The organism is Paraburkholderia sp. 32, from assembly GCF_050435345.1.
Lineage (GTDB): Bacteria > Pseudomonadota > Gammaproteobacteria > Burkholderiales > Burkholderiaceae > Paraburkholderia > Paraburkholderia tuberum.
Window position 1 is genome coordinate 3653087 of record NZ_JBNDKD010000003.1, and the last position, 25666, is coordinate 3678752.

The 25666-nt window shown below is 66.4% G+C and carries 22 protein-coding genes; 13 read left to right on the forward strand and 9 right to left on the reverse strand.

Features of this window, described 5'->3' with window-relative positions; all coding sequences use genetic code 11:
• Positions 1-3: 3 nt before the first annotated feature.
• Positions 4-1143, forward strand: a complete 1140-nt coding sequence (locus OKW26_RS39725) for a Gfo/Idh/MocA family protein (RefSeq protein WP_429356958.1) — start codon at positions 4-6, stop codon at positions 1141-1143.
• A gap of 104 nt (positions 1144-1247) precedes the next feature.
• Here OKW26_RS39725 and OKW26_RS39730 read toward each other — a convergent pair whose 3' ends face one another.
• On the reverse strand, positions 1248-2495 hold the full coding sequence (locus OKW26_RS39730; RefSeq protein WP_184062097.1) for an MFS transporter: 1248 nt from the start codon (positions 2493-2495) through the stop codon (positions 1248-1250).
• Complete coding sequence (locus OKW26_RS39735) at positions 2492-3565, reverse strand: PRC-barrel domain-containing protein (RefSeq protein WP_429356959.1); 1074 nt, start codon at positions 3563-3565, stop codon at positions 2492-2494. Before OKW26_RS39735 ends, OKW26_RS39730 begins: the two co-directional genes overlap by 4 nt.
• 444 nt (positions 3566-4009) lie before the next feature.
• On the opposite strand from OKW26_RS39735, the gene OKW26_RS39740 reads away from it, so the two are divergent.
• Together OKW26_RS39740 and OKW26_RS39745 are read left to right on the forward strand one after the other, a co-directional pair.
• Complete coding sequence (locus tag OKW26_RS39740) at positions 4010-5404, forward strand: NCS2 family permease (RefSeq protein ID WP_429357173.1); 1395 nt, start codon at positions 4010-4012, stop codon at positions 5402-5404.
• 89 nt (positions 5405-5493) lie between these two features.
• Complete coding sequence (locus tag OKW26_RS39745; protein WP_429356960.1) at positions 5494-6240, forward strand: DUF899 domain-containing protein; 747 nt, start codon at positions 5494-5496, stop codon at positions 6238-6240.
• A gap of 100 nt (positions 6241-6340) precedes the next feature.
• On the opposite strand, the gene OKW26_RS39750 is transcribed toward OKW26_RS39745, so the two are convergent.
• Positions 6341-6523: a hypothetical protein gene (locus OKW26_RS39750; protein ID WP_018418561.1), complete on the reverse strand. Its 183-nt coding sequence runs from the start codon at positions 6521-6523 to the stop codon at positions 6341-6343.
• 130 nt (positions 6524-6653) lie between these two features.
• Positions 6654-7568 carry an NAD-dependent epimerase/dehydratase family protein gene (locus tag OKW26_RS39755; protein ID WP_429356961.1) on the reverse strand — a complete coding sequence of 305 codons (915 nt, stop codon included), beginning with the start codon at positions 7566-7568 and terminating at the stop codon, positions 6654-6656.
• A gap of 158 nt (positions 7569-7726) precedes the next feature.
• On the opposite strand from OKW26_RS39755, the gene OKW26_RS39760 reads away from it, so the two are divergent.
• The 8 genes from OKW26_RS39760 to hutG all read left to right on the forward strand — a co-directional run bounded on the left by OKW26_RS39760 (position 7727) and on the right by hutG (position 17196).
• Positions 7727-8650 (forward strand): LysR family transcriptional regulator, encoded by a 924-nt coding sequence (locus OKW26_RS39760; protein ID WP_090803954.1) that lies wholly within the window; start codon positions 7727-7729, stop codon positions 8648-8650.
• A 316-nt stretch (positions 8651-8966) separates the two neighbouring features.
• A complete protein-coding gene (hutH, locus tag OKW26_RS39765) occupies positions 8967-10487 on the forward strand; it encodes a histidine ammonia-lyase (protein WP_184062092.1) in 1521 nt (506 codons plus the stop codon).
• 25 nt (positions 10488-10512) lie between these two features.
• Complete coding sequence (hutC, locus tag OKW26_RS39770; RefSeq protein WP_429356962.1) at positions 10513-11208, forward strand: histidine utilization repressor; 696 nt, start codon at positions 10513-10515, stop codon at positions 11206-11208.
• Between the two features lie 61 nt (positions 11209-11269).
• On the forward strand, positions 11270-12958 hold the full coding sequence (gene hutU, locus OKW26_RS39775) for a urocanate hydratase (RefSeq protein WP_429356963.1): 1689 nt from the start codon (positions 11270-11272) through the stop codon (positions 12956-12958).
• A gap of 8 nt (positions 12959-12966) precedes the next feature.
• Entirely contained in the window at positions 12967-13617 is a 651-nt protein-coding gene (locus OKW26_RS39780) for a HutD/Ves family protein (RefSeq protein ID WP_429356964.1), read from the forward strand.
• An 84-nt stretch (positions 13618-13701) separates the two neighbouring features.
• A complete protein-coding gene (gene hutI, locus OKW26_RS39785; protein ID WP_184062088.1) occupies positions 13702-14931 on the forward strand; it encodes an imidazolonepropionase in 1230 nt (409 codons plus the stop codon).
• 15 nt (positions 14932-14946) lie between these two features.
• Complete coding sequence (locus OKW26_RS39790; protein WP_429356965.1) at positions 14947-16332, forward strand: formimidoylglutamate deiminase; 1386 nt, start codon at positions 14947-14949, stop codon at positions 16330-16332.
• A gap of 51 nt (positions 16333-16383) precedes the next feature.
• Positions 16384-17196, forward strand: coding sequence for an N-formylglutamate deformylase (gene hutG, locus OKW26_RS39795; protein ID WP_429356966.1), 813 nt, complete (start codon positions 16384-16386; stop codon positions 17194-17196).
• A 278-nt stretch (positions 17197-17474) separates the two neighbouring features.
• On the opposite strand, the gene OKW26_RS39800 is transcribed toward hutG, so the two are convergent.
• Positions 17475-17609, reverse strand: coding sequence for a hypothetical protein (locus tag OKW26_RS39800; RefSeq protein ID WP_260321281.1), 135 nt, complete (start codon positions 17607-17609; stop codon positions 17475-17477).
• Between the two features lie 342 nt (positions 17610-17951).
• Between OKW26_RS39800 and OKW26_RS39805 the strand changes: the two genes are divergently transcribed.
• Together OKW26_RS39805 and OKW26_RS39810 are read left to right on the forward strand one after the other, a co-directional pair.
• On the forward strand, positions 17952-18614 hold the full coding sequence (locus tag OKW26_RS39805) for a hypothetical protein (protein ID WP_187612009.1): 663 nt from the start codon (positions 17952-17954) through the stop codon (positions 18612-18614).
• Positions 18615-18801: 187 nt separating this feature from the next.
• Positions 18802-20730: a DUF3857 domain-containing transglutaminase family protein gene (locus OKW26_RS39810; RefSeq protein WP_429357174.1), complete on the forward strand. Its 1929-nt coding sequence runs from the start codon at positions 18802-18804 to the stop codon at positions 20728-20730.
• A gap of 58 nt (positions 20731-20788) precedes the next feature.
• Here the strand turns inward: OKW26_RS39810 and OKW26_RS39815 are convergent, their stop codons facing one another.
• The 4 genes from OKW26_RS39815 to glgA all read right to left on the reverse strand — a co-directional run bounded on the left by OKW26_RS39815 (position 20789) and on the right by glgA (position 25564).
• On the reverse strand, positions 20789-21940 hold the full coding sequence (locus OKW26_RS39815) for a branched-chain amino acid ABC transporter substrate-binding protein (RefSeq protein ID WP_090803969.1): 1152 nt from the start codon (positions 21938-21940) through the stop codon (positions 20789-20791).
• A gap of 420 nt (positions 21941-22360) precedes the next feature.
• A complete protein-coding gene (locus tag OKW26_RS39820) occupies positions 22361-22822 on the reverse strand; it encodes a hypothetical protein (protein ID WP_429356967.1) in 462 nt (153 codons plus the stop codon).
• Positions 22823-22967: 145 nt separating this feature from the next.
• The gene (pdxY, locus tag OKW26_RS39825; RefSeq protein WP_090803972.1) at positions 22968-23834 is read right to left on the reverse strand and encodes a pyridoxal kinase PdxY; all 867 of its coding nucleotides are present in this window, start codon (positions 23832-23834) and stop codon (positions 22968-22970) included.
• 269 nt (positions 23835-24103) lie between these two features.
• The gene (gene glgA / locus OKW26_RS39830; protein WP_184032883.1) at positions 24104-25564 is read right to left on the reverse strand and encodes a glycogen synthase GlgA; all 1461 of its coding nucleotides are present in this window, start codon (positions 25562-25564) and stop codon (positions 24104-24106) included.
• Positions 25565-25666: the final 102 nt, after the last annotated feature.

Below are 25666 nucleotides of genomic sequence, written 5' to 3' on the forward strand. Positions count from 1 at the left end.
TCCATGAAACCTGTCTTCGTCGGCATCATCGGTTGCGGCAACATCAGCGATGCCTATTTCACCGGCGCGGCGAATTCGGAATTCGTCCGCATCAAGGCTTGCGCCGACTTGCGTCCGGAGGCCGCCCGGGCCAAGGCCGCGCAGCACGGCGTTGCCGCGATGACGGTGGATGCGCTGCTGGCCGACCCCGACATCGAAATCGTCATCAACCTTACGGTGCCGCACGCGCATGTGCCGGTAAGCCTGCAGATTCTGGAGGCGGGCAAGCACGTCTACCTCGAAAAGCCCCTGGGTACCGAGTTCGCGTCCGCACGCGCGATGCTGGCGCGAGCCGAGGCTTCGGGATTACGCGTGGGCTGCGCGCCGGACACCTTCTTCGGCGCGGCCCATCAGGCGTGCCGCACGGCGCTCGATGCGGGCCGCATTGGGCGTGCCATTGGCGGGGCCGTGGCCGTGTTGTCCCGCGGCATGGAGTCCTGGCACCCCAATCCTGAGTTTTTTTTCAAGCCTGGCGGCGGCCCGATTCACGACATGGGCCCGTATTACGTGACGCAGTTGGTCAACCTGCTTGGGCCGGTGGCACGCGTGTCTGCTTGCGCCACCATCGGTTTTCCCCAGCGCATCGTCTCCAGTGAGCCGCTGAGGGGCCAGGTCATCGAGGTCGAGGTGCCCACCACGGTCAACGGTATCCTGCATTTTGAGGGTGGGGCCAACGTGGTGATGAGCGCCTCCTGGGACGTGTGGGCCCATCAGCGTGCGCCTATCGAGATCTATGGCACGGAAGGTAGCCTGTTGGGCGTCGATCCCAATTTCTTTGGCGGGAGTCCGCGCGTGGCTGAACGTGATAGCGGCTTTAAGCCGCTCGACACACAGGTCCATGCTTTTGGCGTCGACAACTTCACGTTGAGGAGTGGTGCGCGGGTGGCCAATTACCGCGCTGTGGGCGTGCTGGACATGGCCATGGCGTTGCGTCGAGGTCGGCCGCATCGCGCGAGCGGCGAACTGGCGTTACACGTGCTGGAGGTGCTGGATGCCTTCGAACGCTCGTCGCGCGAGGGGCGGCACATCGATATCGAGACCGTCGTGCAGCGACCCGTCGTCGTGCCATTGGGTCGAGGCGAAGAGGTGTTTCTCGCCGACTGACTCACCTGACTTCCAGAGTGATCAAGCCGTTGCGACGTGATCCGACTGCGACCATCACATCACGCCCCGGCTGATACAGCTCGCGCGACTCACCTCGCCGCCGACTATCCACGACCGGGCACAGCCGCGCCGTCGCCGTTGCTGGCCGTCGCCGCGTCGCGCGTCTCGGGCATCGCCGCCCACACCAGCAGCACCGCGAGCGCACCGGCCGCCGCGAGGCAGAAGAAGCTCACCGTGTTGCCGAAACGATCGGCGACGAAGCCCGCCGCCGTCGTGCTCAACGTTGCGCCGATGCCGGCCGCGAGCCCGAACAGGCCGATACACAGGTTGTAGCGGCCCTTGTCGCCGGCGACGTCGGCGGCGATCAGCGGCAGCATCACGCCGAACACCGCGGCGCTCAAGCCGTCGAGCATCTGCACCGGCACGAGCAGATAGGGGCTGCTGATGCCCGCGAACAGCAGCGCGCGGATCGGCAACGCGGAGAAGCCGAGCAGCAGAATCGGCCGGCGGCCCCAGCGTTCGGCCGAGCGCCCGACCCACGGCGACATCATCGCGACGATCGCCTGCGGCACGATGATGCATGCCGCGATCACGAGCTGCACGTTGTCTCCCATGCCGGCCGTCACTTCGCCGGCGGCCAGGTTCAGCATCGCCGCGTTCGACAGATGGAACAGCACGATGCAGGCGGCGAACAGCAGCATGCGCTTGTCGCGCAGCAGCTCGCGCAGGCTTTCGCGCCGCTCGAGCTGCTCGGGGGTGGGCGCCGCTTGCGGCAGCTCGATCGTGTCGGTGCGCTGGATCATCGCGAGCGCGATCAGCGCGGGAACCGCGAGGCCCGCGGTCAGGACGAACACCGCGCGCGGCGAGTAGTACTCGCCGAACAGTCCCATCAGACCGGCCGCGACCGCGCTGCCGATCGATGCCCAGCGCGCATTGCGGCCGAGCCGGTCGCCGAGATTCGCGCGACCCACCAGCGCGAACGAGATCGCCGCGAGCGCCGGCGTCAGCATGCAGCTCGCGAAGCCGTGGAACACCTCGGCGGCGATCACCGGCAGCACGGTCGGGCTGATCGCGAGCAGCATCGCGCTGAGGATGATCGCGCCGATCGCCCACGCGGCCGCCGCCTTCTTGTTGCGCAACGCGTCGACCGCGGCGCCGCCGGGCACCTGGCTGACCATCGCGCTGATCGTGCCGACCGACAGCACCATGCCGATCTCGCCCTGGGTCCACTTGTGCGATGCGAGGTAGGACGCGATGAACGGCCCGAAGCCCGTCTGCACGTTGGCGACGAAGAAGTTGAGCCAATCGAGCGCGCGCAGACTTCGCGCCGTGACCATAGTACGGACCGTCATCGGACCGCCCGTGCGTTGGAAACCGCGACGGCCGACGACGCGGCCGGCGGCGCTGAGGCCGCCGGCGCGGCGCTGGCGGCAGGCTGCGCGGGCGGCGCCGGCGACACCGCGCGAATCGGCTTGTCGCTCGCGTAGAGCGGCGTCGCGTTGATCTGCGCGTCGCTCAGATCGATCTGCGGATGCAGTTCCTTGTCGCGCGTGACGAAGCGCAGCGCCGACCAGTTCGCGGCGATCGTGCGCCGGTCGGGGCTGACCATGCCGCCGACGTCGAGGACGATCGCCTGCGGCTGCGCGTTGCCGTCGATCAGCACGTCGACCACACGGCCCACCTTGGCGCCGTTCGCGCGCTCGACGGTCGCATCGAGCAGCGGCAGTTCCAGCGGGTTCGATTTGTTCGCGGTGCTCGGCACGGCCGTCGGGTTCAGCGTGATCGGCGCCCCCTTCGCGGTCGGCGTGAAGTGGAACGCGCCCCACGGGAAGTTCACCTTGCGGTCGCCGACGCCGAGGAAGCCCTGCAGATTGACGACCATCTCGCGCGGCTTGCCGGCTGCGTCGGCGATCATGTCGACCGCGCGGCCGACCACCTTGCCGTCGGGCTTCTGCACCTGGCTGTCGAGCAGCGCGCGCGCGTCGCTGCGCTCGATCGTGCGCAGCACGATCAGCGGCGGCGGCGGGGGAGGCGGCGGAGCCGGCACGACAACGGGCGGCGGCGGTTCGACCTTGTGCGGCTTCACGACCGGCTTCTTCGGTTTCTTCGGCTCCTCGGGCCCCTCGTTCGCCTCGCTCTCGACCGGCTCGGGCGCGGACGCGGCGACCGGCGCGCTTGCCGGCTCGACCGGCATCACCGTCGCATCGACGATCGGCGCCTGCTGCGTACCCCACAGCAGGCTGCTGCAGCCGGACAGCGCGGCGAACGCGAACAGCGCGGCCACGGTGCACAGCCGGCGCAACAGTCGAAGCACATCGAGCGAATCAGGCGAATCAGGCGAATCGAGCGGGCGAAGCGATCCAAGCGGTCCAAACGGGACAATCGGCAGGCGCCCGGCGGGGCGCGGAAAACCGCCAGTCATCAGGAAAAACTCCACGGGCAGGTGCGGACGGGCGCGATGAGCCGCCGCGGTTGGATGGGGTACGGCCCAGAGTTTAACCTGCGCTGCCGCGCGGGCAGCCTTTCGCCGGTTGCGTTGCAGGCGGTTTCGCCGATGCGCTGGCGGTATGGCGCTGCACGCCGCGTGCCTGGAACGCGATCGCCGGGGTGGGTTCGGCGCGTTTCGCGGCTGCCCGTATGCCGTAGGTGTATACGCGCGCAGCGCTCGCGCGAGCGACCGTCGCGCAAAAGATATAAGTCGCGCGACATGTCCGGCATGCCATTCATGCGATTGGACACATAGTTCGCTTCACCTACATTTCGACTCAGAAAAGCGTTACCCACACCGACCAATCCACGAGACGAACCTGATGACGGCCGCTTTAGCGGCCGTTTCAGCGCGCTGATAAAGGAGGCACTCATCATGATGGAACCCCAGGCCCTCGCGAATTCCGACGTTGCGAGCGAATCCTTCGACACCGAATCATTCCGCGGTAAGGGCTTTCTCGACCGCTACTTCGACATTTCCGCGCGCGGCAGCACGCAGCGCCAGGAGATCGTCGCGGGCATCACGACCTTCCTCGCGATGGTCTATTCCGTGTTCGTCGTGCCCGGCATGTTCGGCAAGGCAGGCTTCGATACCAGCGCGGTGTTCGTCGCCGTGTGTCTGACCACGGCGTTCGGCTCGCTGCTGATGGGCGTGTGGGCGCGTCTGCCGATCGCGATCGGCTGCGCGATCTCGCTGACCGCGTTCACCGCGTTCGGCCTCGTGCTCGGCAAGGGCCTGCATCCAACCGTTGCGCTCGGCGCGGTGTTCCTGATGGGCGTCGTGTTCACGACGATTTCGGTGACCGGCGTGCGCTCGTGGATTTTGCGCAACCTGCCTGTCGGCATCGCGCACGGCACCGGGATCGGCATCGGCCTGTTCCTGCTGCTGATCGCCGCGAACGACGTCGGGCTCGTGGTCAAGAATCCGGGCGCGGGGCTGCCGGTGTCGCTCGGCAATATTGCGGCGTTGCCGGCGCTGATGTCGGTCGCCGGACTCGCCGCGATCGTCGGGCTCGTGCGGCGGCGCGTGCCGGGCTCGATCCTGATCGTGATCGTCGCGATCTCGGCGATCGGGCTCGCGATCGATCCGGCCGTGGCGTTTCACGGCATCTTCGCGGTGCCGTCGTTGAGCGCGCCGGGGCATGCGTCGCTGATCGGCGCGATGGACGTGAAGGGCGCGCTGTCGATGGCGGTGCTGCCGAGCGTGCTCGCGCTCGTGATGACCGCCGTGTTCGACGCGACCGGCACGATCCGCGCGGTCGCGGGCCAGGCGGGGCAACTCGACGAAAACGGCCGCATCATCAACGGCGGCCGCGCTCTGACCGCCGATTCGCTGAGCTCGATCTTCTCGGGCCTGCTCGGCGGCGCGCCGGCGGCCGCGTATATCGAGTCGACGGTCGGCGTCGCGGCGGGCGCGAAGACGGGGATGGCGGCGGCGGTCGTCGGTCTGCTGTTTCTCGTCGTGATGTTCTTCTCGCCGCTCGCCGCGCTGGTGCCTTCGTATGCGACCGCGCCCGCGCTGATGTACGTGGGGCTGCTGATGCTGTCGAACGTCAGCAAGCTGCATATGGACGACATGGTCGACGCGATGGCGGGGCTCGTATGCGCGGTGTTCATCGTGCTGACCGCGAACATCGTGACCGGCATCATGCTCGGCTTCGCGACGCTCGTGATCGGACGCGTCGTCAGCGGCGAGTATCGCAAGCTCAATGTCGGGACCGTGGCGATCGCAGTCGTGCTGGTCGGGTTTTATGTCGGCGGCTGGGCGATCTGAGTTTCGTTGCGGCTCCTTGACTTTCGCGTCAGCGTCTCTAAACCTTAAGCTTGAGGTCAAGCCCTGCATCCGCAGGAAAGGAGACGCAGATGGAACCGCAACATCGCATCGGCAGCCGGGAAGAGTGGCTTGCCGCGAGCCGCGCGCTGCTCGCCGACGAAAAAGCGCATATGCGCGCCGGCGACGAACTCGCGCGCAAGCGCCGCGAATTGCCGTGGGTCAAGGTCGACAAGGTTTATACGTTCGATACGCCGGAAGGCCGCAAGACGCTCGCGGAGCTGTTCGACGGCCGCAGCCAGCTGATCGTTTATCACTTCATGCTGGGCCCGGACTGGGAAGAGGGGTGCGTCGGCTGCTCGTTTCTGTCGGACCATATGAGCGGCATTCTCACGCATCTGGTCCATCACGACGTCAGCTATGTGACGGTATCGCACGCGCCGCTCGAGAAGATCGACGCGTTCAAACGGCGCATGGGGTGGACCTTTCCGTGGGTGTCGTCGAGCGGCAGCGATTTCAATTTCGACTACCACGTGTCGTTCACGCCGGAGCAGCTGGCGAGCAAAAAGGCGTTCTACAACTTCACCGAGCAGGACGTCGGCATCGACGAACAGCACGGCCACAGCGTGTTCTACAAGGACGCAAACGGCGACGTGTATCACACGTACTCATGCTACGCACGCGGCGACGAGCGCTTCGTGAACACCTACGCGCTTCTGGACATCGCGCCGAAAGGCCGCAACGAGAACAGTAGTCTGACCGACTGGGTCAGACATCACGACCGCTACGACGACCACGCGCGCGCGGCTTGCCCGGCGTGCGGATCGTACACGGTGTGAAGTGGTGAAGCGGTGAAGCGGGTCGACGAAGGGGGCGAGGGGCGCGCGCCGCGCTAGCTGGCGCGCCGCCTCTGTGCTGCACGAGCGCTGCATCAGCTCGCTACAGCGCCATCTCGAAGGCGGGTCTGAGGAACATTTCCATCGCCATCACGATGAGGCTCATCGCCGCGGCCGCGAGCGTCAGCACGCCGTATTCGTCGTAACGCGTGTCGTACAGACACGCGACGACGAACAGAATCGCCATCAGGTTAGTCAGCCAGTCGAAGTTCAGCGCGAAGCTCATCGGTCGAATCGGGGCGTGTGCGCGACGGTGGAATCGCACCGTCAGGTGCCCGCGATTTTATCGAAAGGAGCTTACGGATTCGCAACGACCGCGCTTACATAGCTTACGTCGCGCGGCGCGCAAAGCCCCGTCAAACGGTGCTTTGCGGCCCCATCATGTCGCGTTCGATCCATTCGATCACCGATGTGCGCCGCGGTTGCCAGCCGAGCAGTTTGCGCGCGCGTTCGCCGCGCACGCGGCTGTTCGAGCCAAGACCGTACGAGGCCGTTTCGTAGCCCCATTCCTGTTTCGCGTCTTCGAGCGGCCAGTCCTGCGGCGCGCCGAGCTTCATCGCGCGTGCGATCGCGGCGCTCATGTCGCGGAACGACGCTTCGCCGCTTTCGACGAAATAGAACGTGCCGGCAGGGGTTTTATCGAGTGCGAGGCGATACAGCTCGGCGACGTCGTCGATATGCACGTTCGACCAGACGTTGCCGCCGCTGCCCACATGACGCACGACGCCGCTTTTCTGCGCCTGGCGCACGAGTCGCGGCAACTGCACGCTCGCGCTGCCGGCCACCGCGCCGTGACCGTAAATCAGCGTGTTGCACAGCACGGCCGAGCGCACGTTGCGTTGCGCGGCGTCGAGCACAAGTTGATCGATCGCGACGCGCGCCGCCTTGTCGGCGGTCGGGGTGGGCAGCGCGTCTTCGTGATAGATGCGTGCTTCACCCGCTTCGCCGCCCGACGCATCGCCGACGATGCTCGACCCGCTCGTGTGCAGGAACACCTTGCCCGAACCGGCGAGTCCGTCGATCAGCGCGCGTACCGCGCCTTCGTGATCGCTGCTCGCGGCGTTGATCACCGCGTCGGCCGCTTGCGCTTCGGCGATCAGCAACGCGCGGTCGTCGAGCGTGCCGAGCACGGGCTCGATGCCGAGCCGCTGCAACTCGCCGCTGTGTTCGGGTTTGCGAATCAGCCCGCGCACCTGATGGCCGGCGTGCGCCAGATGCGCCGCGATCGAGCTGCCGATAAAACCGCTTGCGCCAGTAACGAAAATCTTCAAGACGTTCTCCTGAGGGAAATGCCAAGACCGCAATCTCTTGCATGGGATCGGAGTAAGCGCTAAAGCGCCAACTCCGATCGACAGGCACGCAGTATCGCTCGCGCGGATTCTCGCAAAAAGCGTGTTAGTCTCAAATCAATCTTGATCTGAAATCAACAATGAAAACCTCCACCGACGAATTGCTGGTGTTCGTCACCGTGATCGACAGCGGCTCGATTACCGCGGCGGCCGAGAAGCTGGGGCAGACCGTCTCCGGCGTGAGCCGCGCGCTCACGCGTCTCGAGCAGAAGCTCGACACCGCGCTCGTGCGGCGCACGACGCGGCGTCTGCATCTGACCGAGGAAGGCGACGCGTTCCTGCGGCGCGCCCGCGCGATCCTCGACGCGCTGGAAGAGGCCGAGGAGTCGGTCGCGCGCGGGCGGCAACGGCCGTCGGGGCGCTTGCGCGTCGATGCGGCGTCGCCGTTCATGCTGCATTGCGTGGCGCCGCATATGACCGCGTTTTCGGCGCTGTATCCGGAGATCCGGCTCGAATTGACCAGCAACGAGCGGATCGTCGATCTGCTCGAACAGAAGGTCGACATCGCGATTCGCATCGGCGCGCTGCAGGATTCGACGCTGCATGCGCGCGCGCTCGGCGAGAGCAGGCTGCGCGTGCTCGCGAGCCCGGCGTATCTGGCCGAGCACGGTGAGCCGACCACGCTCGACGCGCTGCACGCGCATCGGCTGATCGGCTTTACGGCGCCGGAGCATTTGAATCGCTGGCCGTTGCGGGAAGGGGGCAGGGGAACGAAGCGCGCCAAGGGGCAGCGGGACGAAGCCGCGCTGCTGAAGATCGAACCGTCGATCACCGCATCGAGCGGCGAAACCTTGCGGCAACTGGCGCTGTCCGGCTGGGGCGTCGCCTGTCTGGCCGACTTCATGACCGCCGGCGACGTGCGCGAAAACCGCCTCGTGCCGATTCTCGGCAACCTGCTCGTCGATGAACGGCAGCCGGTGCATGCGGTGTACTACCAGAGCGCATCGCTCGCGGGGCGCGTGCAGTGCTTTCTGGATTTCATCGCGGCGCGGGTCAAGCTCTGATCCGCGTCGCAGAGCCTTCTGTCCTATAACCCAGATATCGGCGGAGCCGGCGTGTCCGGCTTCCCGCCAGCGTGAGCGCGCCAATTTTGGCCAGATGGCGACCCGCGCCGCGGAGGTGTATATACAACTGTGGGCTAAATCACGGCGGCCACGCCGACCCATGCGTCCAGCACACGCCGCCTACGACCTGCCGCGCTCGCGCCGAGCCACGTGCCAAATAATGGAAATCCCCAGGCACGAAATCTCGAAAAACAAGTTGTATATACAAGGGCCGCCGGCTAGACTTATTTGAACTTGTATAGACAGGACGACAACCATGATTCTGAAGCCCGGCTACCTGAGCCTCCCGCAACTGCGCCAGATCGCGCGTGAGCAGGTCACCCTGCAACTCGATCCCGCGAGCCACGCCGCCATCGACGCGTGCGCGCAGGCCGTCGCCGACATCACCGCCAGGGGCGAGCCGGCTTATGGCATCAATACCGGCTTCGGCCGCCTCGCCAGCACGCACATTCCGCGCGATCAGCTCGAACTGCTGCAACGCAATCTGGTGCTGTCGCACGCGGTCGGTGTCGGCGAGCCGATGTCGCGCCCGGTCGTGCGTCTGTTGATCGCGCTGAAGCTGTCGAGCCTCGGCCGCGGCCACTCGGGCATCCGCCGCGAAGTGATGGAGGCGCTGATCGCGCTGTTCAACGCCGACGTACTGCCGGTGATCCCGGTCAAGGGCTCGGTCGGCGCATCGGGCGACCTCGCGCCGCTCGCGCATATGTCGGCGACCCTGCTCGGCGTCGGCGAAGTGTTCGCGAAGGGCGAGCGCATGCCGGCCACCGAAGGCCTCGCGCTCGTCGGTCTGAAGCCGCTGACGCTGCAGGCGAAGGAGGGTCTCGCGCTGCTGAACGGCACCCAGGCTTCGACCGCGCTCGCGCTGTACAACATGTTCGCGATCGAAGACCTGTACCGCACGGCGCTCGTCGCCGGCGCGCTGTCGGTGGATGCGGCGATGGGCTCGGTCAAGCCGTTCGACGCGCGCATCCACGAACTGCGCGGCCATCGAGGCCAGATCGACGCGGCCGCGGCTTATCGCTCGCTGCTGCAAGGTTCGGCGATCAACGTGTCGCACGCCGATTGCGACAAGGTGCAGGACCCGTACAGCCTGCGCTGCCAGCCGCAGGTGATGGGCGCGTGTCTGGACCAGATGCGTCAGGCCGCCGAAACGCTGCTGATGGAAGCGAACGCGGTCTCCGACAATCCGCTGATTTTCCCGGACACCGGCGAAGTGCTGTCGGGCGGCAACTTCCACGCCGAGCCGGTCGCGTTCGCGGCCGACAACCTGGCGCTCGCCGTGGCGGAAATCGGCGCGCTCGCCGAACGTCGCATCGCGCTGCTGATCGACGCGACGCTGTCGGGCCTGCCGCCGTTCCTCGTCAAGGATGGCGGCGTGAACTCCGGCTTCATGATCGCGCATGTGACGGCCGCCGCGCTCGCGTCGGAAAACAAGACGCTCGCGCATCCGGCTTCGGTCGATTCGCTGCCTACGTCCGCGAACCAGGAAGACCACGTGTCGATGGCGACGTTCGCCGCGCGCAAGCTCGGCGATATCGCCGACAACACCGCGAACATCCTGTCGATCGAACTGCTCGCTGCCGCCCAGGGTGTCGATCTGCGCGCGCCGCACAAGACCAGCCCGAGCCTGCAGAAGGTGATGGACCTCGTGCGCAAGGACGTCGCGCACTACGAGCTCGATCACTACTTCGCGCCGGACATCGCGGCGGTCACGAAGCTCGTGCAGGCCGGCGCGGTCGCGAAGCTGAGCCCGTTCTCGTTCGCGTCGGAACAATGAGTCGTCGAGAGCGCGGATCACACCCATGAACGCACCCGCTTATCAGGGCATCAAGGACTTCATCCTCGCGCGCATTCATGCGGGCGAGTGGGCCGAAGGCGACCAGGTGCCCTCCGAAAACGAGCTTGCGCGCGAATTCAGCGTCGCACGCATGACGGTCAACCGCGCGTTGCGCGAGTTGACCTCGGAGCAGGTGCTGACACGCGTACAAGGCTCGGGCACTTTCGTCGCCCGTCCCAAGTACGAGTCGACCCTGGTGGCGATCCGCAGCATCTCCGACGAAATCGTTGCGCGCGGTCATCGCTATCAGGCGAGGGTGCTGAACATCGGCGCCAGCATCGCCGATGCGGCGCTCGCCGAAGAGATGCAGGTGAGCGCGGGCAGCCCCGTGTTTCATTCGCGCCTGCTGCATTTCGAAAACGAGGAGCCGGTGCAGCTCGAGGAACGCTCGGTCAATCCGGCCGTCGCACCCGAATACGCGCTGCAGGACTTCACGACCACCACGCCCAACCAGTACCTCGTGCGCGTCGCGCCGCTGCAGCGCGTCGAGTACCGCATCGAGGCGCTCGCCGCCGACGAGATCACGCGCGAGCTGTTGAACATGAGTGAACGCGAGCCGTGTCTGGTGCTGCACCGGCGCACGTGGTCGCAAGGCGAGGTCGCCTCGATCGCGAATCTGTGGCATCCGGGCACCCGTTACCGCTTCACTGGGCATTTCTGAATTCGCTTTTTCGTCTTCGCCGAATCTTTATCGAACCTCTTCACGCATGATTAGGGACACCATGAACAATCCGAAACACGTCGATCCGCGTCTCGATCCGACTCGCACGATCCGCGCACCGCACGGCGCGGAAAAGACCTGCAAGACCTGGATCGCGGAAGCCGCGTACCGGATGATCCAGAATAATCTGGACCCCGAAGTCGCCGAGCACCCGCATGCGCTCGTCGTGTACGGCGGCATTGGCCGCGCCGCGCGCAACTGGGATTGCTTCGATCAGATCCTCGCGTCGCTGAAGGACCTGAACGAAGACGAAACGCTGCTGATTCAGTCGGGCAAGCCGGTCGGCGTGTTCCGCACCCATGCGGACGCGCCGCGCGTGCTGCTCGCGAACTCGAACCTCGTGCCGCACTGGGCGACGTGGGAACACTTTCACGAACTCGACCGCAAGGGCCTGATGATGTACGGCCAGATGACCGCGGGCAGCTGGATCTACATCGGCAGCCAGGGCATCGTCCAGGGCACCTACGAGACCTTCTTCGCGGTCGCGAACCAGCACTTCAACGGTGACCCGAAGGGCCGCTGGATTCTGACCGGCGGTCTCGGCGGCATGGGCGGCGCGCAGCCGCTCGCGGCGACGATGGCGGGCTTCTCGATGATCGCGGTCGAATGCGACGAGACGCGCATCGACTTCCGTCTGAAGACGCGCTACGTCGACAAGAAGGCGAAGACGCTCGACGAGGCGCTCGCGATGCTCGACGAAGCGAAGCGCGCGGGCAAGCCGATCTCGGTTGGCCTGCTCGGCAATGCCGCCGACGTGTTCGCCGAGTGCGTCGCGCGCGGCATCACGCCGGACTGCGTGACCGACCAGACGAGCGCGCACGATCCGATTCATGGCTACCTGCCACAGGGCTGGACGGTCGGAGACTGGCGCGAGCGCATGAAGACCGCGCCGGAAAGCATCGTCACGCCGGCCAAGCAGTCGATGGCCAGCCAGGTGCAGGCGATGCTGACGCTGCAGGAACGCGGCGCGGCAACGCTCGACTACGGCAACAACATTCGCCAGATGGCGCTCGAAATGGGCGTGGAAAACGCGTTCGATTTCCCGGGCTTCGTACCGGCGTATATCCGGCCGCTGTTCTGCGAAGGCAAGGGCCCGTTCCGCTGGGTCGCGCTGTCGGGCGATCCCGAGGACATCTACAAGACCGATGCGAAGGTGAAGGAACTGATCCCCGACGATCCGCATCTGCACAACTGGCTCGACATGGCGCGCGAACGCATCGCGTTCCAGGGTCTGCCGGCGCGGATCTGCTGGGTCGGCGTGAAGGATCGCTATCGTCTCGGCCAGGCGTTCAACGAAATGGTCCGGAGCGGCGAGCTGAAGGCGCCGATCGTGATCGGCCGCGATCACCTCGATACCGGTTCGGTCGCGAGCCCGAACCGCGAAACCGAATCGATGAAGGACGGCTCGGACGCGGTCAGCGACTGGCCGTTGCTGAACGCGCTGCTGAACACGGCGGGCGGTGCGTCGTGGGTGTCGTTGCATCACGGCGGCGGCGTCGGCATGGGCTTCTCGCAGCACGCGGGCGTCGTGATCGTCGCGGACGGCACGCAAGCCGCGCACCAGCGCCTCGGCCGCGTGCTGTTGAACGATCCGGCCACCGGCGTGATGCGTCACGCGGATGCGGGCTATGAACTCGCGCAGCAGACGGCGCGCGAGGCCGGTCTCAATCTGCCGATGCTGGGCCGCTGATCGTGACCATGGTCAACCACGCGGGCGGCATGGCAGGCGTCACGCTGATTCGCGGCGCCGACCTCGTGGCGGCGCCGTGGAAAAACGGCGGCGGGCTCACGCGTGAGGTCGCGGCGTTTCCGTCGCCAGGCGGCGGGCAGGGTGCGGCGAGCGCCGACTTCGTGTGGCGCGTGAGCGTCGCCGAGGTTGCGCAGGCGGGACCGTTCTCGCGCTTCGACGGCGTCGACCGGACGCTGGTGTTGCTGGCTGGCGCGGGCATGCTGCTCGATGAGCTGGGCGACGCGGGCGTCGCTTCGACGCATGTGTTGCGGCAGCCGCTCGACATCGCGCGCTTCGATGGCGCGACGCGCATCGACGCGCGGCTCGTCGACGGCGCGACGCGCGACTTCAACCTGATGGTGCGGCGCGACGTGGCGCAGGGCGAGTTGGACGTGTGGCGCGCTGGCACGCGGCAGGATGCGCCGCGCGTGCTCGACGGCGACGTGGCGCTGCTGTTTTGCGCGGGCGGCGCGGTCACGGTCGGACTGGCGGCGGACCACGCGCAAGCCGTGCGGCTCGACACCGGCGACACGCTGCGCGTCGACGGGCCGAACGCGCTCACTTGCGCGCTGACGGGCGACGGCGCGGTGCTCGCGATCACGATCCGCTACACGCGATGACGAATCAACCGTGATAGGGCCTCACATGCGCTCCATCGCGGACAACCCATCCACAGACACACGACGAGCGGCAAAGAGCACGCGATGAAGCAAACCGTCTGGCATCACCTGAATTTGTGCCCGCAGGGCGATCCTCGCCACACGCTCGCCGATGCCGCGATTGCGGTCGACGGCGGCCGTATCGCGTGGCTCGGCGCTTTCGCCGATTTACCCACGCCCTATGCCGCATGGCCGCGCGAAGATCTGCGCGGCGCATGGGTGACGCCGGGCCTGATCGATTGCCATACGCACCTCGTGTACGGCGGCCAGCGCGCCGACGAATTCGCGCAGCGGCTCGCGGGCGTCAGCTACGAAGCAATCGCGCGACAGGGCGGCGGCATCGTGTCGACGGTGCGCGCGACGCGCGCCGCGGACGAAGCGTCGCTGTTCACGCAAGCGGCCGCGCGGCTCGAACCGCTGCTCGCCGAAGGCGTGACGGCGATCGAAATCAAATCGGGCTACGGCCTCGATCTCGCGAGCGAGCGCAAGATGCTGCGCGTCGCGCGGCAACTCGGCGAGCGCTATCCGGTCACGGTCTATACGACGTTTCTCGGCGCGCACGCGTTGCCGCCCGAATTCGCGGGCCGCGCGGACGCGTATATCGACGAAGTCTGCAACACGATGCTGCCCGCGCTCGCGGACGAAGGCCTCGTCGATGCGGTCGACGTGTTCTGCGAGCGCATCGGTTTTTCGCTGGAACAGAGCGAGCGCGTGTTCAACGCGGCCGCGCGCTACGAGCTGCCGGTCAAGATGCACGCCGAGCAGTTGTCGAACGGCGGCGGCACCGCGCTCGCGGCACGGCATCGCGCGCTATCGGCGGATCACCTAGAGTTTCTCGACGAAGCCGGCGTCGCCGCGATGAAGGAAGCGGGCACCGTCGCGGTGCTGCTGCCGGGCGCGTACTACTTCATCCGCGAGACCCAGTTGCCGCCGCTCGAACTGCTGCGGCGCTACGAGGTGCCGATCGCGATCTCGACCGACAGCAACCCGGGCACCTCACCGGCGACTTCGTTACTGCTGATGATGAACATGGCGAGCACGCTGTTTCGCATGACCGTGCCCGAGGTGCTGCAAGGCGTCACCACGCACGCTGCGCGCGCGCTCGGCAAGAGCGATCGGCACGGTGCGCTGCAGGTCGGTCGCGCGGCCGACTTCGCGGTGTGGTCGGTCGATTCGCTGGCGGAGCTCGCTTACTGGATTGGCCGGCCGCTCTGCGCGCGCGTCGTGCGCGCGGGCGAAACCGTTTATACGCGGCGCGAGTCGCGTGCGACCTGAACTAGAACCTGAGAGATGACGCAATCCAATCAATCGCTGTTCGCCGCTGACGCGTATCTGCCTGAGGGCTGGCGCCGCAACGTGCTGCTCGAATGGGACGCTCACGGCACGCTGACCGCGGTCACGACGGATCGACCCGAGGCGCCGGCGGGTGTGCCGAAGGCGGCGGGCCCGCTGATGCCAGGCATGCCGAATCTTCACTCGCACGCGTTTCAGCGCGCGATGGCGGGGCTCACCGAATTTCGCGCCAATGCGACGGATAACTTCTGGTCGTGGCGCGACCTGATGTATCGCTTTGCCGCGCGCATCACGCCGGAAGGCCTCGCGAGCGTCGCGCAGTGGCTCTACATCGAGATGCTGAAGGCGGGCTATACGTCGGTGTGCGAGTTCCACTACGTGCACCACGCGCAGGACGGCCAGCGCTACGCGAATCAAGCCGAGCTTGCGCAACGCGTGGTGGACGCCGCATCGGCGAGCGGTATCGGCATCACGATGCTGCCGGTGCTGTATCAGTACAGCGGCTTCGGCGCGCGCGCGCCGCGCGACGATCAGCGGCGCTTCATCAATACGCCTGAGAGCCTGCTCGATCTGCTCGGCACGCTACGCGCCGCGCGCCCCGAACATGCGGCGCTGCGTTACGGCGTGGCGCCGCATTCGCTGCGCGCGGTATCGGAGGCGTCGCTGCGCACGTTGCTCGGCGGCATCGACGCAAGCGTGCCTGTCCACATCCATATCGCCGAACAGACCGCCGAGGTCGACGCGTGCCTCGAAACCGAAGGCACGCGGCCGGTGCAATGGCTGCTCGATCGTTTCGATGTGGACAGCCGCTGGTGTCTCGTGCACGCGACCCACGTCGACGCGAACGAAACGCTCGCGCTCGCGAAGAGCGGCGCGGTCGCGGGTTTGTGTCTGACCACCGAGGCCAATCTCGGCGACGGCATTTTTCCCGCGCAAGACTATCTCGACGCGCACGGCCGCATCGGCGTCGGCTCGGATAGCCATGTCGGCGTCGATTGGCGCGCCGAGTTGCGTCTGCTCGAATACGGCCAGCGTCTGACGCGCCGGCAGCGCAACGTGCTGGCGTCGGCGCAAGCTCCGCATGTCGCGGATCGTCTGTACGCGGCCGCGCTCGACGGTGGCGCGCGTGCGACCGGCCGCGCGGTCGGCGCGTTGCAGCCGGGCCATCGCGCGGACTGGCTCGTGCTCGACGCCGACCATACGAGCATCGCCGGGCATGAGCGCGAGGCGTGGCTGTCAGGCGTCGTATTCTGCGAGCACGGCGATACGCCGATCCGCGACGTCTACGCGGGCGGCGTCAGGGTTGTCGACGATCGCCGGCATCGCGACGAAGAGGGTGCCTATGCACGCTATCGCGCGGCGCTCGCGGAACTGCTCAAATAACGGCCATGACCCGCCGAACTGATTCTCCGATCCCACCGATTCCGGACTGACATGACTGCTTCGAACCTCACGCCGGTTTTCTCGCTGCATCAGGGAAGCCTGCCGTTGCTGATCTCGATCCCGCATCTGGGCATGCAAATCCCCGCCGACATCGCCGTGACGATGACACCGGTCGCGCAACGCACCGACGATTGCGACTGGCATCTCGATCGCCTGTACGCATTCGCGAAGCGCCTCGGCGCGTCGATCCTGACGCCGACCTACGCGCGCTACGTGGTCGACCTGAATCGTCCGCCCGACGGCGCGAACCTGTACCCGGGGCAGGACACTACGGGTCTGCTGCCGGTCGACACGTTCGACAAGGAGCCGCTCTATCGCGACGGCCATCTGCCCGACGACGCCGAAATCGCGCGCCGTCGCGACGCTTACTGGAAGCCGTATCACGACGCGCTGACCGGCGAGCTCGCGGCGCTGAAGGCGAAGCACGGCAAGGTGCTGCTGTGGGAAGCGCATTCGATCCGCTCGCGCGTGCCGCGGTTTTTCGACGGACGTCTGCCGGATTTCAACTTCGGCACGTCGAACGGTGCGAGCGCCGCGCCGAGCCTGGCTGACGAGCTGGCCGCGCTGGTCGGGCGCCACGGCGGCTATACGGCGATCGCGAATGGCCGCTTCAAGGGCGGCTATATCACGCGGCAATACGGGCAGCCCGAGCAGGGCGTGCATGCGGTGCAACTCGAGCTGTCGCAGATCACGTACATGGAAGAGCGCCTGCCTTATGCATACGATGAAGACCTCGCCGCGAAGGTCGCGCCGCTGCTCGAAGCGCTGGTAACGACGGCGCTCGCTCGCGTGAAATCCGCCTGAAGCTTGTATTCCTTTCTCACCACGCGGATCACGATTGCTGCAAGAACGCGCGGCATCGCGGTCCGCGTCGGCCCGCATCGGTCAGCGTATCGCGAAGGTGTAACAGCATGTGTCCGTGATTGCGTGCGGGCGCGTTCATATGGAATGGTTTGAGCGTCGAGCGCGCACAGCGTATCGTGCGCCGGCTGTTTCAAGACGCGGCGCGCCATGAAAAAAAGCCCCGCGAAAGCGGGGCTTTTTGATGTGCACCGCGTCCATCGGACACGGTTTCACCGCCATTAGTGGCAGCGCTTTTCCCAATGATGATGCACGCGCACCTTATGGCACTCGTGCTGATGCTCATTGGCCTGAGCGGGGACGATCGTGCTCAGGGTGGCGACGGCTGCGGCGACGGCGAGAACGATTTTCTTCATTACAAAACCCTTAAGTCAGTGTTGTGGAGCAAGCCATGCAGCACGACGCGTGCCGCATCGGCGTGTAAGCATGCCACATCAAGCGGCCGCGGATAGGACCGGCGCGCGAATACGTGTGTCAATGCAACACGCGATGTGTCGTCAGCCCTGTTTTGACGCGCTTTGCGCTGAATTGGCCGGTGCGTACCGTGTCAAATGTGTACCTTCGGCATCTGGGCCCCACCGCACGCAAAGCGACGTAGCGGCATTGCACGCGACACCGCGAGACGACGACCCTTTCAAAACGATGACATGCGCGACGCGGTCATCGATTCATCAGGCGAAAAGATGGAAGACCCAGCGATGGAAGATTCCGACGAATTGCTGCTGCCAGTCTGGCGCGCGAACCTGGTGTTGCTGACCAGCGAGGTCGGCGCCGCGAGCCGGCTCGCGCGCATGATGACGTTTTCCGCGAGCTACCTGAAGCTGATGCTGTCCGGGCAACGCGAATTCAGCGAGGAATTCGTGCGCGGCGTCGAGGCCGTCACCGGTTTGCCGGGCGGCTGGATGAACGTGCCGCACACCGGTCACGAGATCCCGCCGAATGCGCGCGAGGCGATCGACAACGAGCAGCCGCTCGCGCGCTTTCGGGGCACCGCGCATCCGGTGCGCAAGAAGACGGTGTTGCGGCCCGAGCCGATTTTTGGGCAGCCGCCGCCCGCGCGACGCCTCGAGGAAGAAACGCTCGATGTCGAAGCGCACCGCCGTCATGCGCATTTTCGCAAGGTGCGCGATCTCGCGACGCAGGAGGTGCGGCGCTTCGAGCGGCATCTGCTGCACGCGCCGGTGGAGCTCGCATCGATGCGCGCGAAGGTCGAGGACGTAATGGCCGCGGCCGAACTCGACGACCGCATTCAAGCCGACCTGGAGGGCCGGCTGGAACAGATCGACAAGCACCGGCACATGCTGCTGCGGCACGTGGAAAAACTGCAGGCGCTGCTGAGCCAGCTCGACGACGGCGAGTGAAGACGATCGACGCCGGCCGCTGCGTCGCGGGTGCGCCGGTGACTTCAATGCCGCTCGAGCTCGACGCGGCAACGCCGACCCCGGCCCGAAACGCACGGGTCGGCGATGTGCTACAACGACGACACGAACCTGTCCGAGGTGGATCTTGGGGAACGTCGTCGTCACGTTGGCGCACACGTCGATCGCGATGATCGGGCGCGCATGCCGCGCGCGCGGCGTGCGCGCCGCGGCGTTGCTTGCCGCGCTATCGGCCGCGAGCGGCATCGCCTTGCCGCTTTGCGCGGCAGCCGGCGAAATCATCACCTCCACCAACGAACGCGCCCCTGCGACGATCGAGCGCGACGTCCATTTGTTCGTGATCCAGAAAGACGGTTCCGTCGAGGAACACGACGACACGCTGATGCGCGCGGACACGGCCAGCGGCGTCGACGAGATCGCACAACGCTACGTGTGGTTCAACAAGGACATCGAGCAGGTGCAACAGTTGGCCGCCGACACGATCGACCCCGACGGCACCGCGCATGCGGTCGGTCCCGAGGCGATCCGCGACGTGCAGGAGCCGCGCTCGTCCGGCGCGCCGAGCTTCGAGGACGGTGTATTGCGCACCGTGATCTTCCCCGGCGTCACGATCGGCTCGCGCGTGCACCTGGAATTTCGCAAGACCCGCGCGAAGCCGCTGCAAGCGGGCACCTTCGCCTATCTGGTCGAGCCGTCGCTCGAGCCCGTCGACGAGCAGCGTCTGATCTTCGACCTTCCCGCCGACGTGCCGCTCTATGCCGATGCGCGCGGCTACGTCGCGATGCCGCCCGTCACCGCGAACGGCCGCACGCGCTACGAGTTCGACTACCGGCACGGCCCCTATGCGCGGCTCGAAGCGGGCGCGGTCGGCTACGCGAACTGGGGCGACCGGCTGATGGTGTCGACGGTGCCGGACTTCGCGAGCTTCGCCGCGCGCTATCGCGGTCCCGCCGAGAACGACGCGACCCGCGACGATCCCGCGATCATCGGTCTCGCACAGCAACTGACGGCCGGCCTTACCGATCCTCGCGACAAAGCCCGCGCGCTGTACGACTGGATGCGTCTGAACATCCGCTACGTCGCGCTTTTTCTCGGCGAGACGGCGGCGATTCCGCACAAGGCGGCCGACATCCTGCGCAACCGCTATGGCGACTGCAAGGACCACGTCGCGCTATACGGCGCGCTGCTCGCGGCCGCCGGCATTCGCAGCGAGCCGGTGCTGCTCAATCTCGGTCCGTACTACACGTTGCCCGAGGTCCCCGGCTACGGCGCGAGCGCGATCAATCACGCGATCATCTGGATTCCCGAGCTGGCGCAATTCGCGGACACGACGGCGGGCGGCACCGCGTTCGGCTATCTGCCCGGCGGCGTCATGGACCGGCCGGTGCTGCTCGTCGACGACGGCGTGCTCGCGCGCACGCCGGCCACTCAACGGCGCGAACGCAAGGCGCGCGTGCAGATCGACATCGACGAAAACGGCACCGCACATTATGCGTACCGCGTCGAGGATCGGGGCTATACCGCGGAGCTCGAACGCAACACGTTCCGCCGCGCGACGCGCCAGGGCGCGCAGCAGCTTGCCGCCAGGCGTCTGCTGCAAGCGGGCTTGCACGGCTCCGCGCAATTGCAGACCGACGACGTCGCCGTGACCGGCGGTCCGTTCGCGACGTCGATGCAGGGCAGCGTGCCGCATCTGATCTGGCCGGACGGCACGACCGCTGTGCGGGCGCTGACGAGCCTCGCCGGCGGCATGGGCTCGCAGGTCGAGGCGTGGCTCGCGGAGCCCGTCAGAACGCAGCCGTGGGCGTGCATCGGCGGGGAGTTCGATGAAACGCTGGAAATGAGCTTGCCGCGCTTCGTGCGCGTGACCGACCTGCCGACCGACAGCACGGTCGAGAACCCGTTGCTCACGTTTGCGTCGCACTACGTCTTCGATCCGGCGACGCGCACGTTGCAGGTCAACCGGCATCTGCGCGCCGCGTTCGGCCATCAGATGTGTACGCCAAACGAATTCGCGGCGATTCGCGACGCCCTCGTGCGCATCGAGCGCGATCTCGATGCCGAGGTGGTCGTCCGGGCGGCGAGCGCGAGCCAGTAGCGCGCCCCGCGCCGGCCACGCGCCGGGCAGGGCCGCGACGATCTACTGGACGTGGAGCTTAGGTGCCGCTCTTCGTCACGACCGGCACCCACGCGCCGTTCTTCACCTGATACAGCGTCGACGCGCCGCTCTTCAACGCGCCGGTGCTGTCGAACGAGATCTTGCCGGTCACGCCGTCGTAGTCGATCGACTTGAGCGCCGGACGGTACACGTTCGGCGAGTCGGATTTGGCCTGCTGCATCGCCTTGATCGCGACCCACGCGCCGTCGTAGCCGAACGGCGCATAGGACAGCACGTCCGCGCCGAAGCGCTTCTTGAACTTCGCGTTGAAGTCCTTGCCACCCGGCAGTTGCGCGAGCGGGCGGCCGTATTCCCAGGCCATCGCGCCGTCGGACGCATCGCCCGCGAGCTTGATGAAGTCCTCGTCCATCACGCCGCCGCCGCCGACCAGCTGTGCGTTCAGGCCGAGCTGCTTCATGCGCCGCGCGAAGCCCGCCGCCTGGCTGTCGAGGCCGGCGAAGAACACGAGGTCCGCATTGGCGCCCTTGAACTTGGTGATCTGCGTGCTGAAGTCGACCGCGTGGTTGTCGGTGTAGTCGCGCGCGACGATGTTGCCGCCGTGCGCCTTCACGGCCTTCTCGAACTCGTCGGCTTCGCCCTGGCCGAACGCGGTGCGATCGTCGATGATCGCGATGCGCCTGGCCTTCGTCACGTCGACGGCATAGGCGCCCGCGTTGCCGGCGTTTTGCGCGTCGGTCGAAATCACCATGAAGGTGTTCGCGAAGCCGCGGCCCGTGATGATCGGATTCGTCGCGGCGGGATCGAGCACCGGAATGCCAGCCTGCTCGTAGACCTGCGAGGCCGGGATCGTCGTGCCCGAGTTGAAGTGGCCGACGACCACCGCGACGCCCGAGTCGACCAGCTTCTGCGCGGCCTGAACGCCGACACGCGGGTCGGCCTGGTCGTCCTGCGAGACGATCTCGAAGTGCGCGACCTTGTCGCCGATCTTGATCTTCTGCGCGTTGGCTTCGTCGATCGCGAGCCGCACACCGTTTTCCAGATCCTTGCCGTAGCCGGCATTGGCGCCCGTCAGCGGCGCGGCAAAGCCGATCTTGACCGGCAGGTCGTCGGCGAAACTGGCAACAGGCGCGACGGCAAACATCGCACCCACGAGCATGGCCAGCGGTTTCAGCGTGTTGCGAAGACTCATGGTCTCTCCTTGCATCGACGGTTGTTATGAAAGCGGTACGACAGCGAAGCGGTACGACACGTGAGGCCGAGGCAAGCCCTCGCGCATCGCAAGACTACGAAGGATCGCTCGCCGCTCACAATGCTGGAATACGCGCACTGGCGTTGAGCCTCGCAGCGTGTTCGCGACGTCAATCTGGGGCGAATATAGAAAGCCAAATTGCCGTCGTCTTGGCAATTCGTGGCGTTTTGGATGAGCATTTCGGCATAGGCGGCAACAGGTGCATGTGGTGCACACGGAGCGTGCGTCAGGCATGCAAGCTGGCTTGCCGTGCGAAGGGCCGTCTGGGCTGCGGATTACGGCATATGCTTAAGAAGCCGGCGCGAGCGCGCCGGCCGGTGTTGCGGTGTTGCGTTGTCGGAGGAGATTCGAGCCTTTTGCCTAGCGCTCGCCTTGCTGGCGCAGCAGCTCTTCACGCAGATGCAAAAGCGGCGCCTTCGTGTCTTCGTCGGCCCACGTGTCGAGATCGTCGATCGCGCGCTGGCAGCCGTCGAGCACCACGTCGAGATCGACCGGCACGCCGTTGTTCAGCGCGAATTCGATCGTCTCGGCGAACTGCTGGCAGTCGTCCTCGCCGTACGAGATGTCGAGATTGTCGGCGATGATTTCGGCGATATTGCTGCGTGCCTTGTCGTCGGCCGTCACCATGTCGACGATGCCGCGCGCGACGGCGGCCGAGTAGTAGAGCGCGATATCGAGCCATTGCGCGGGATCGAAGTCGGGCTGGTCGAACTGGTTCTCGAAGAACTCGATCGCTTCCTGTTCGTGCGCTTCGTCCGCGTCGACGCTGATGCACAACTGCTCAAAAAATTCTTCCCGCTCGCTGCGGATATGACCGTCCATCGAATGCCTCGTCTGCTGAATGCCGGATGCTGAAAATGCCGTGGCGCGAGGGCGCAAGCCCTGGTCCACGCGGCACGCATTATAGGACGGCCGCCAGCAGGGTGCTGGCGAGGGCGCTCGGCAACGAGCGACGTGTCTAAGTTATCTAAGCGGTTTCCGCGACCCACGCATCGAACCACTCGCGCGGCTGGGCGATTTCATTTTGCATCGCCACCAGTTCGAGTTCATAGCGTCCGGCCTGCCAGGTCGCCTTGACGACCGCATTGACCGCGGCGAGCGTGTGCTCGAAGGCCGAGCGGATCGAATCGCCGAGCAGCGTGCGCGCGACGAAGACCGCGCTCGTCAGATCGCCGACGCCGACCGGCTGGCGCGCGAACGGATAGAGCGGACGCTGTCCCATCCACGCTTCGCGTTCGGTGACGACGAGCATGTTGAAGCGGTCGGCGGGGCTGTTGCGATCGAGCAGATGCTTGACGAGCACGAGCTTCGGCCCACGCGCGAGCAGCTCGCGGCACGCGGTGACGGCTTCCTCGAACGTCTCGATCTCGCGACCGACGAGGCGCTGCAATTCGATGTGATTCGGCGCGATCCCGTCGGCGACTTGCGGCATTTCTTTCACGAGGAATTCCTGGATGCCGGGCTCGACCTTGTAGCCGCCCGTGGCGCCCATCACCGGATCGCAAAAGTACCAGGCGCGGGGATTGGCCGCCTTCACGGCCTTGACGATGTCAATCACCGCCTGCGCCTGTTCCTTCGTGCCGAGATAGCCGGAGACCACTGCGTCGCAGCGCGGCAGCATGCCGATCGCGCCGATGCTGTCGACGAGATCTTCCATCTGCGATGCGTCGATCGCGCTGCCGCTCCAATGCCCGTATTGCGTGTGATTCGAGAGCTGCACGGTGTTGAGCGGCCACACGTTGACGCCGAGCCGGCACATCGGAAACACGGCCGCGCTGTTGCCGGCGTGACCGAACACGACATGGGACTGGATGCTCAGAACGTTTTTCGTCATGGTAAGGCTCGCGCAACCGGTCATGCGCGGTCAACAAAACACTGGAAGGGGAGGCTCGCGCGGGCGGGCCGATGGCCCGGGCGCCGCGCGGCAGACATGCCTGATACAGATGGTGCAGGAAAAACCCACGAACTGCATAGCCGGCAAGCCAGCAAACGATACAGGAGTTTGACAGCCGCGAGTTGATCCGTCCCCGTGCTGTTGCGCCGAACCATCAAACGCGCGTGAAGATTAACGAAACCTGACAGTTCAGCGTGCGGCCGGATGCTTCAGACGAGTTCGCGATACAAGGCCAGATAGCGGTCGGCCGACGCGCCCCAGCCGAAGTCCTGGCGCATCGCGCGCCGCTGCGTGGCCTTCCATTCGGTGCGGCGTCCGTACAGCGCGAACGCGCGGCGGATCGCCGAGGCGAGTCCCTTCGGATCGAAGCGTTCGAACACGAAGCCGGTGGCGAAATCGTCGGCGAGGTTTTCGAGCGATGCGTCGGCGACCGTATCCGCGAGACCGCCGATGCAGTGCACGAGCGGCAGCGACCCGTAGGCGAGCGCATAGAGCTGGGTGAGCCCGCAAGGCTCGAAGCGCGACGGCACCGCGACCACGTCGCTGCCGGCGATGATCGTATGCGCGAGGGTTTCATCGAAGCCAAGCTCGACCGCGACCGATTCCGGATGCGCCTGCGCGACCATCCTGAGGCCATTCTCGAGCGCCGGATCGCCGGTGCCGAACACGACCAGTTGCCCGCCGCGCTTGACGATCTCGGGCACCGCGCCGAGCAGCAGATCGAGGCCTTTCTGCTCGGTCAGCCGGCTGACGACGCCGAACAGCAGCGCGTCGCTTCTCTGCGCGAGGCCGAAGCGCTTTTGCAGCGCTTCCTTGCAGGCGAGCTTGCCCGCCAGTCTCGACGCGCTGTAGTGCGTCGCGAGCAGCGTATCGGTGGCGGGATTCCACACCGTGTAGTCGACGCCGTTCAGGATGCCGCTCAGATCGTGCGCACGATGGCGCAGCAGTGCATCGAGCCCGCCGCCGTGCGCGAGCGTCTGGATTTCGCGCGCATAGGTCGGGCTGACGGTCGTGATGCGCTCGGCGTAGTAGAGCCCCGCCTTCAGGAACGACAACTGACCATAAAACTCGACGCCGTGCATGTTGAAGAAATCGTGCGGCAGGCCGAGCAGGCCGAACTGATGCGCGGGAAAAATCCCCTGGTAGGCGAGGTTGTGGATCGTGAACACGCTGCGCGCGGGCGCGCGGCCGTGCTCGCGTTCGGCGGCCTTCAGGTAGGCGGGCGCGAGCCCCGCGTGCCAGTCGTGCGCGTGGACGATCTGCGGTGACCACGTCGGGTCCGTTTGCTGCGCGAGTTGCGCGGCGACCCAGCCGAGCAGCGCGAAGCGCTGCGCGTTGTCGCCGTACGGCACGTGTTCGTCGTTCAGATACGGGTTGCCGGGGCGGTCGTACAGCGACGCGGCGCGGATCACGTAGACGGCGAGCCCGTTGGTGGGCAGCGTGCCGCGTTCGAGCGTCACGTTCGGCGCGCCGAAGCGGCTGCCCAGTTGCGCGACCGGCTGCAGATCGCGCAGGCCGGCGAGCACGGCCGGAAAGCCCGGCAGCAGCACGCGCACGTCGGCGCCGCGCTCGATCAACGCGGACGGCAGCGCGCCCGCGACGTCGGCGAGACCGCCCGTTTTGAGGAGGGGATACAGCTCGCTTGCGACGTGCAGGGCGCGAATCGTCATAGGCCGGGTCTCTGTCGGGGTGGCAGGGTTGCTCGGGGTCGGCAAATAGTCAGCGGTGGTTCGGGCGAAGCCGGGCGATGCCCGCGCCGGCGGCGCGTGGCC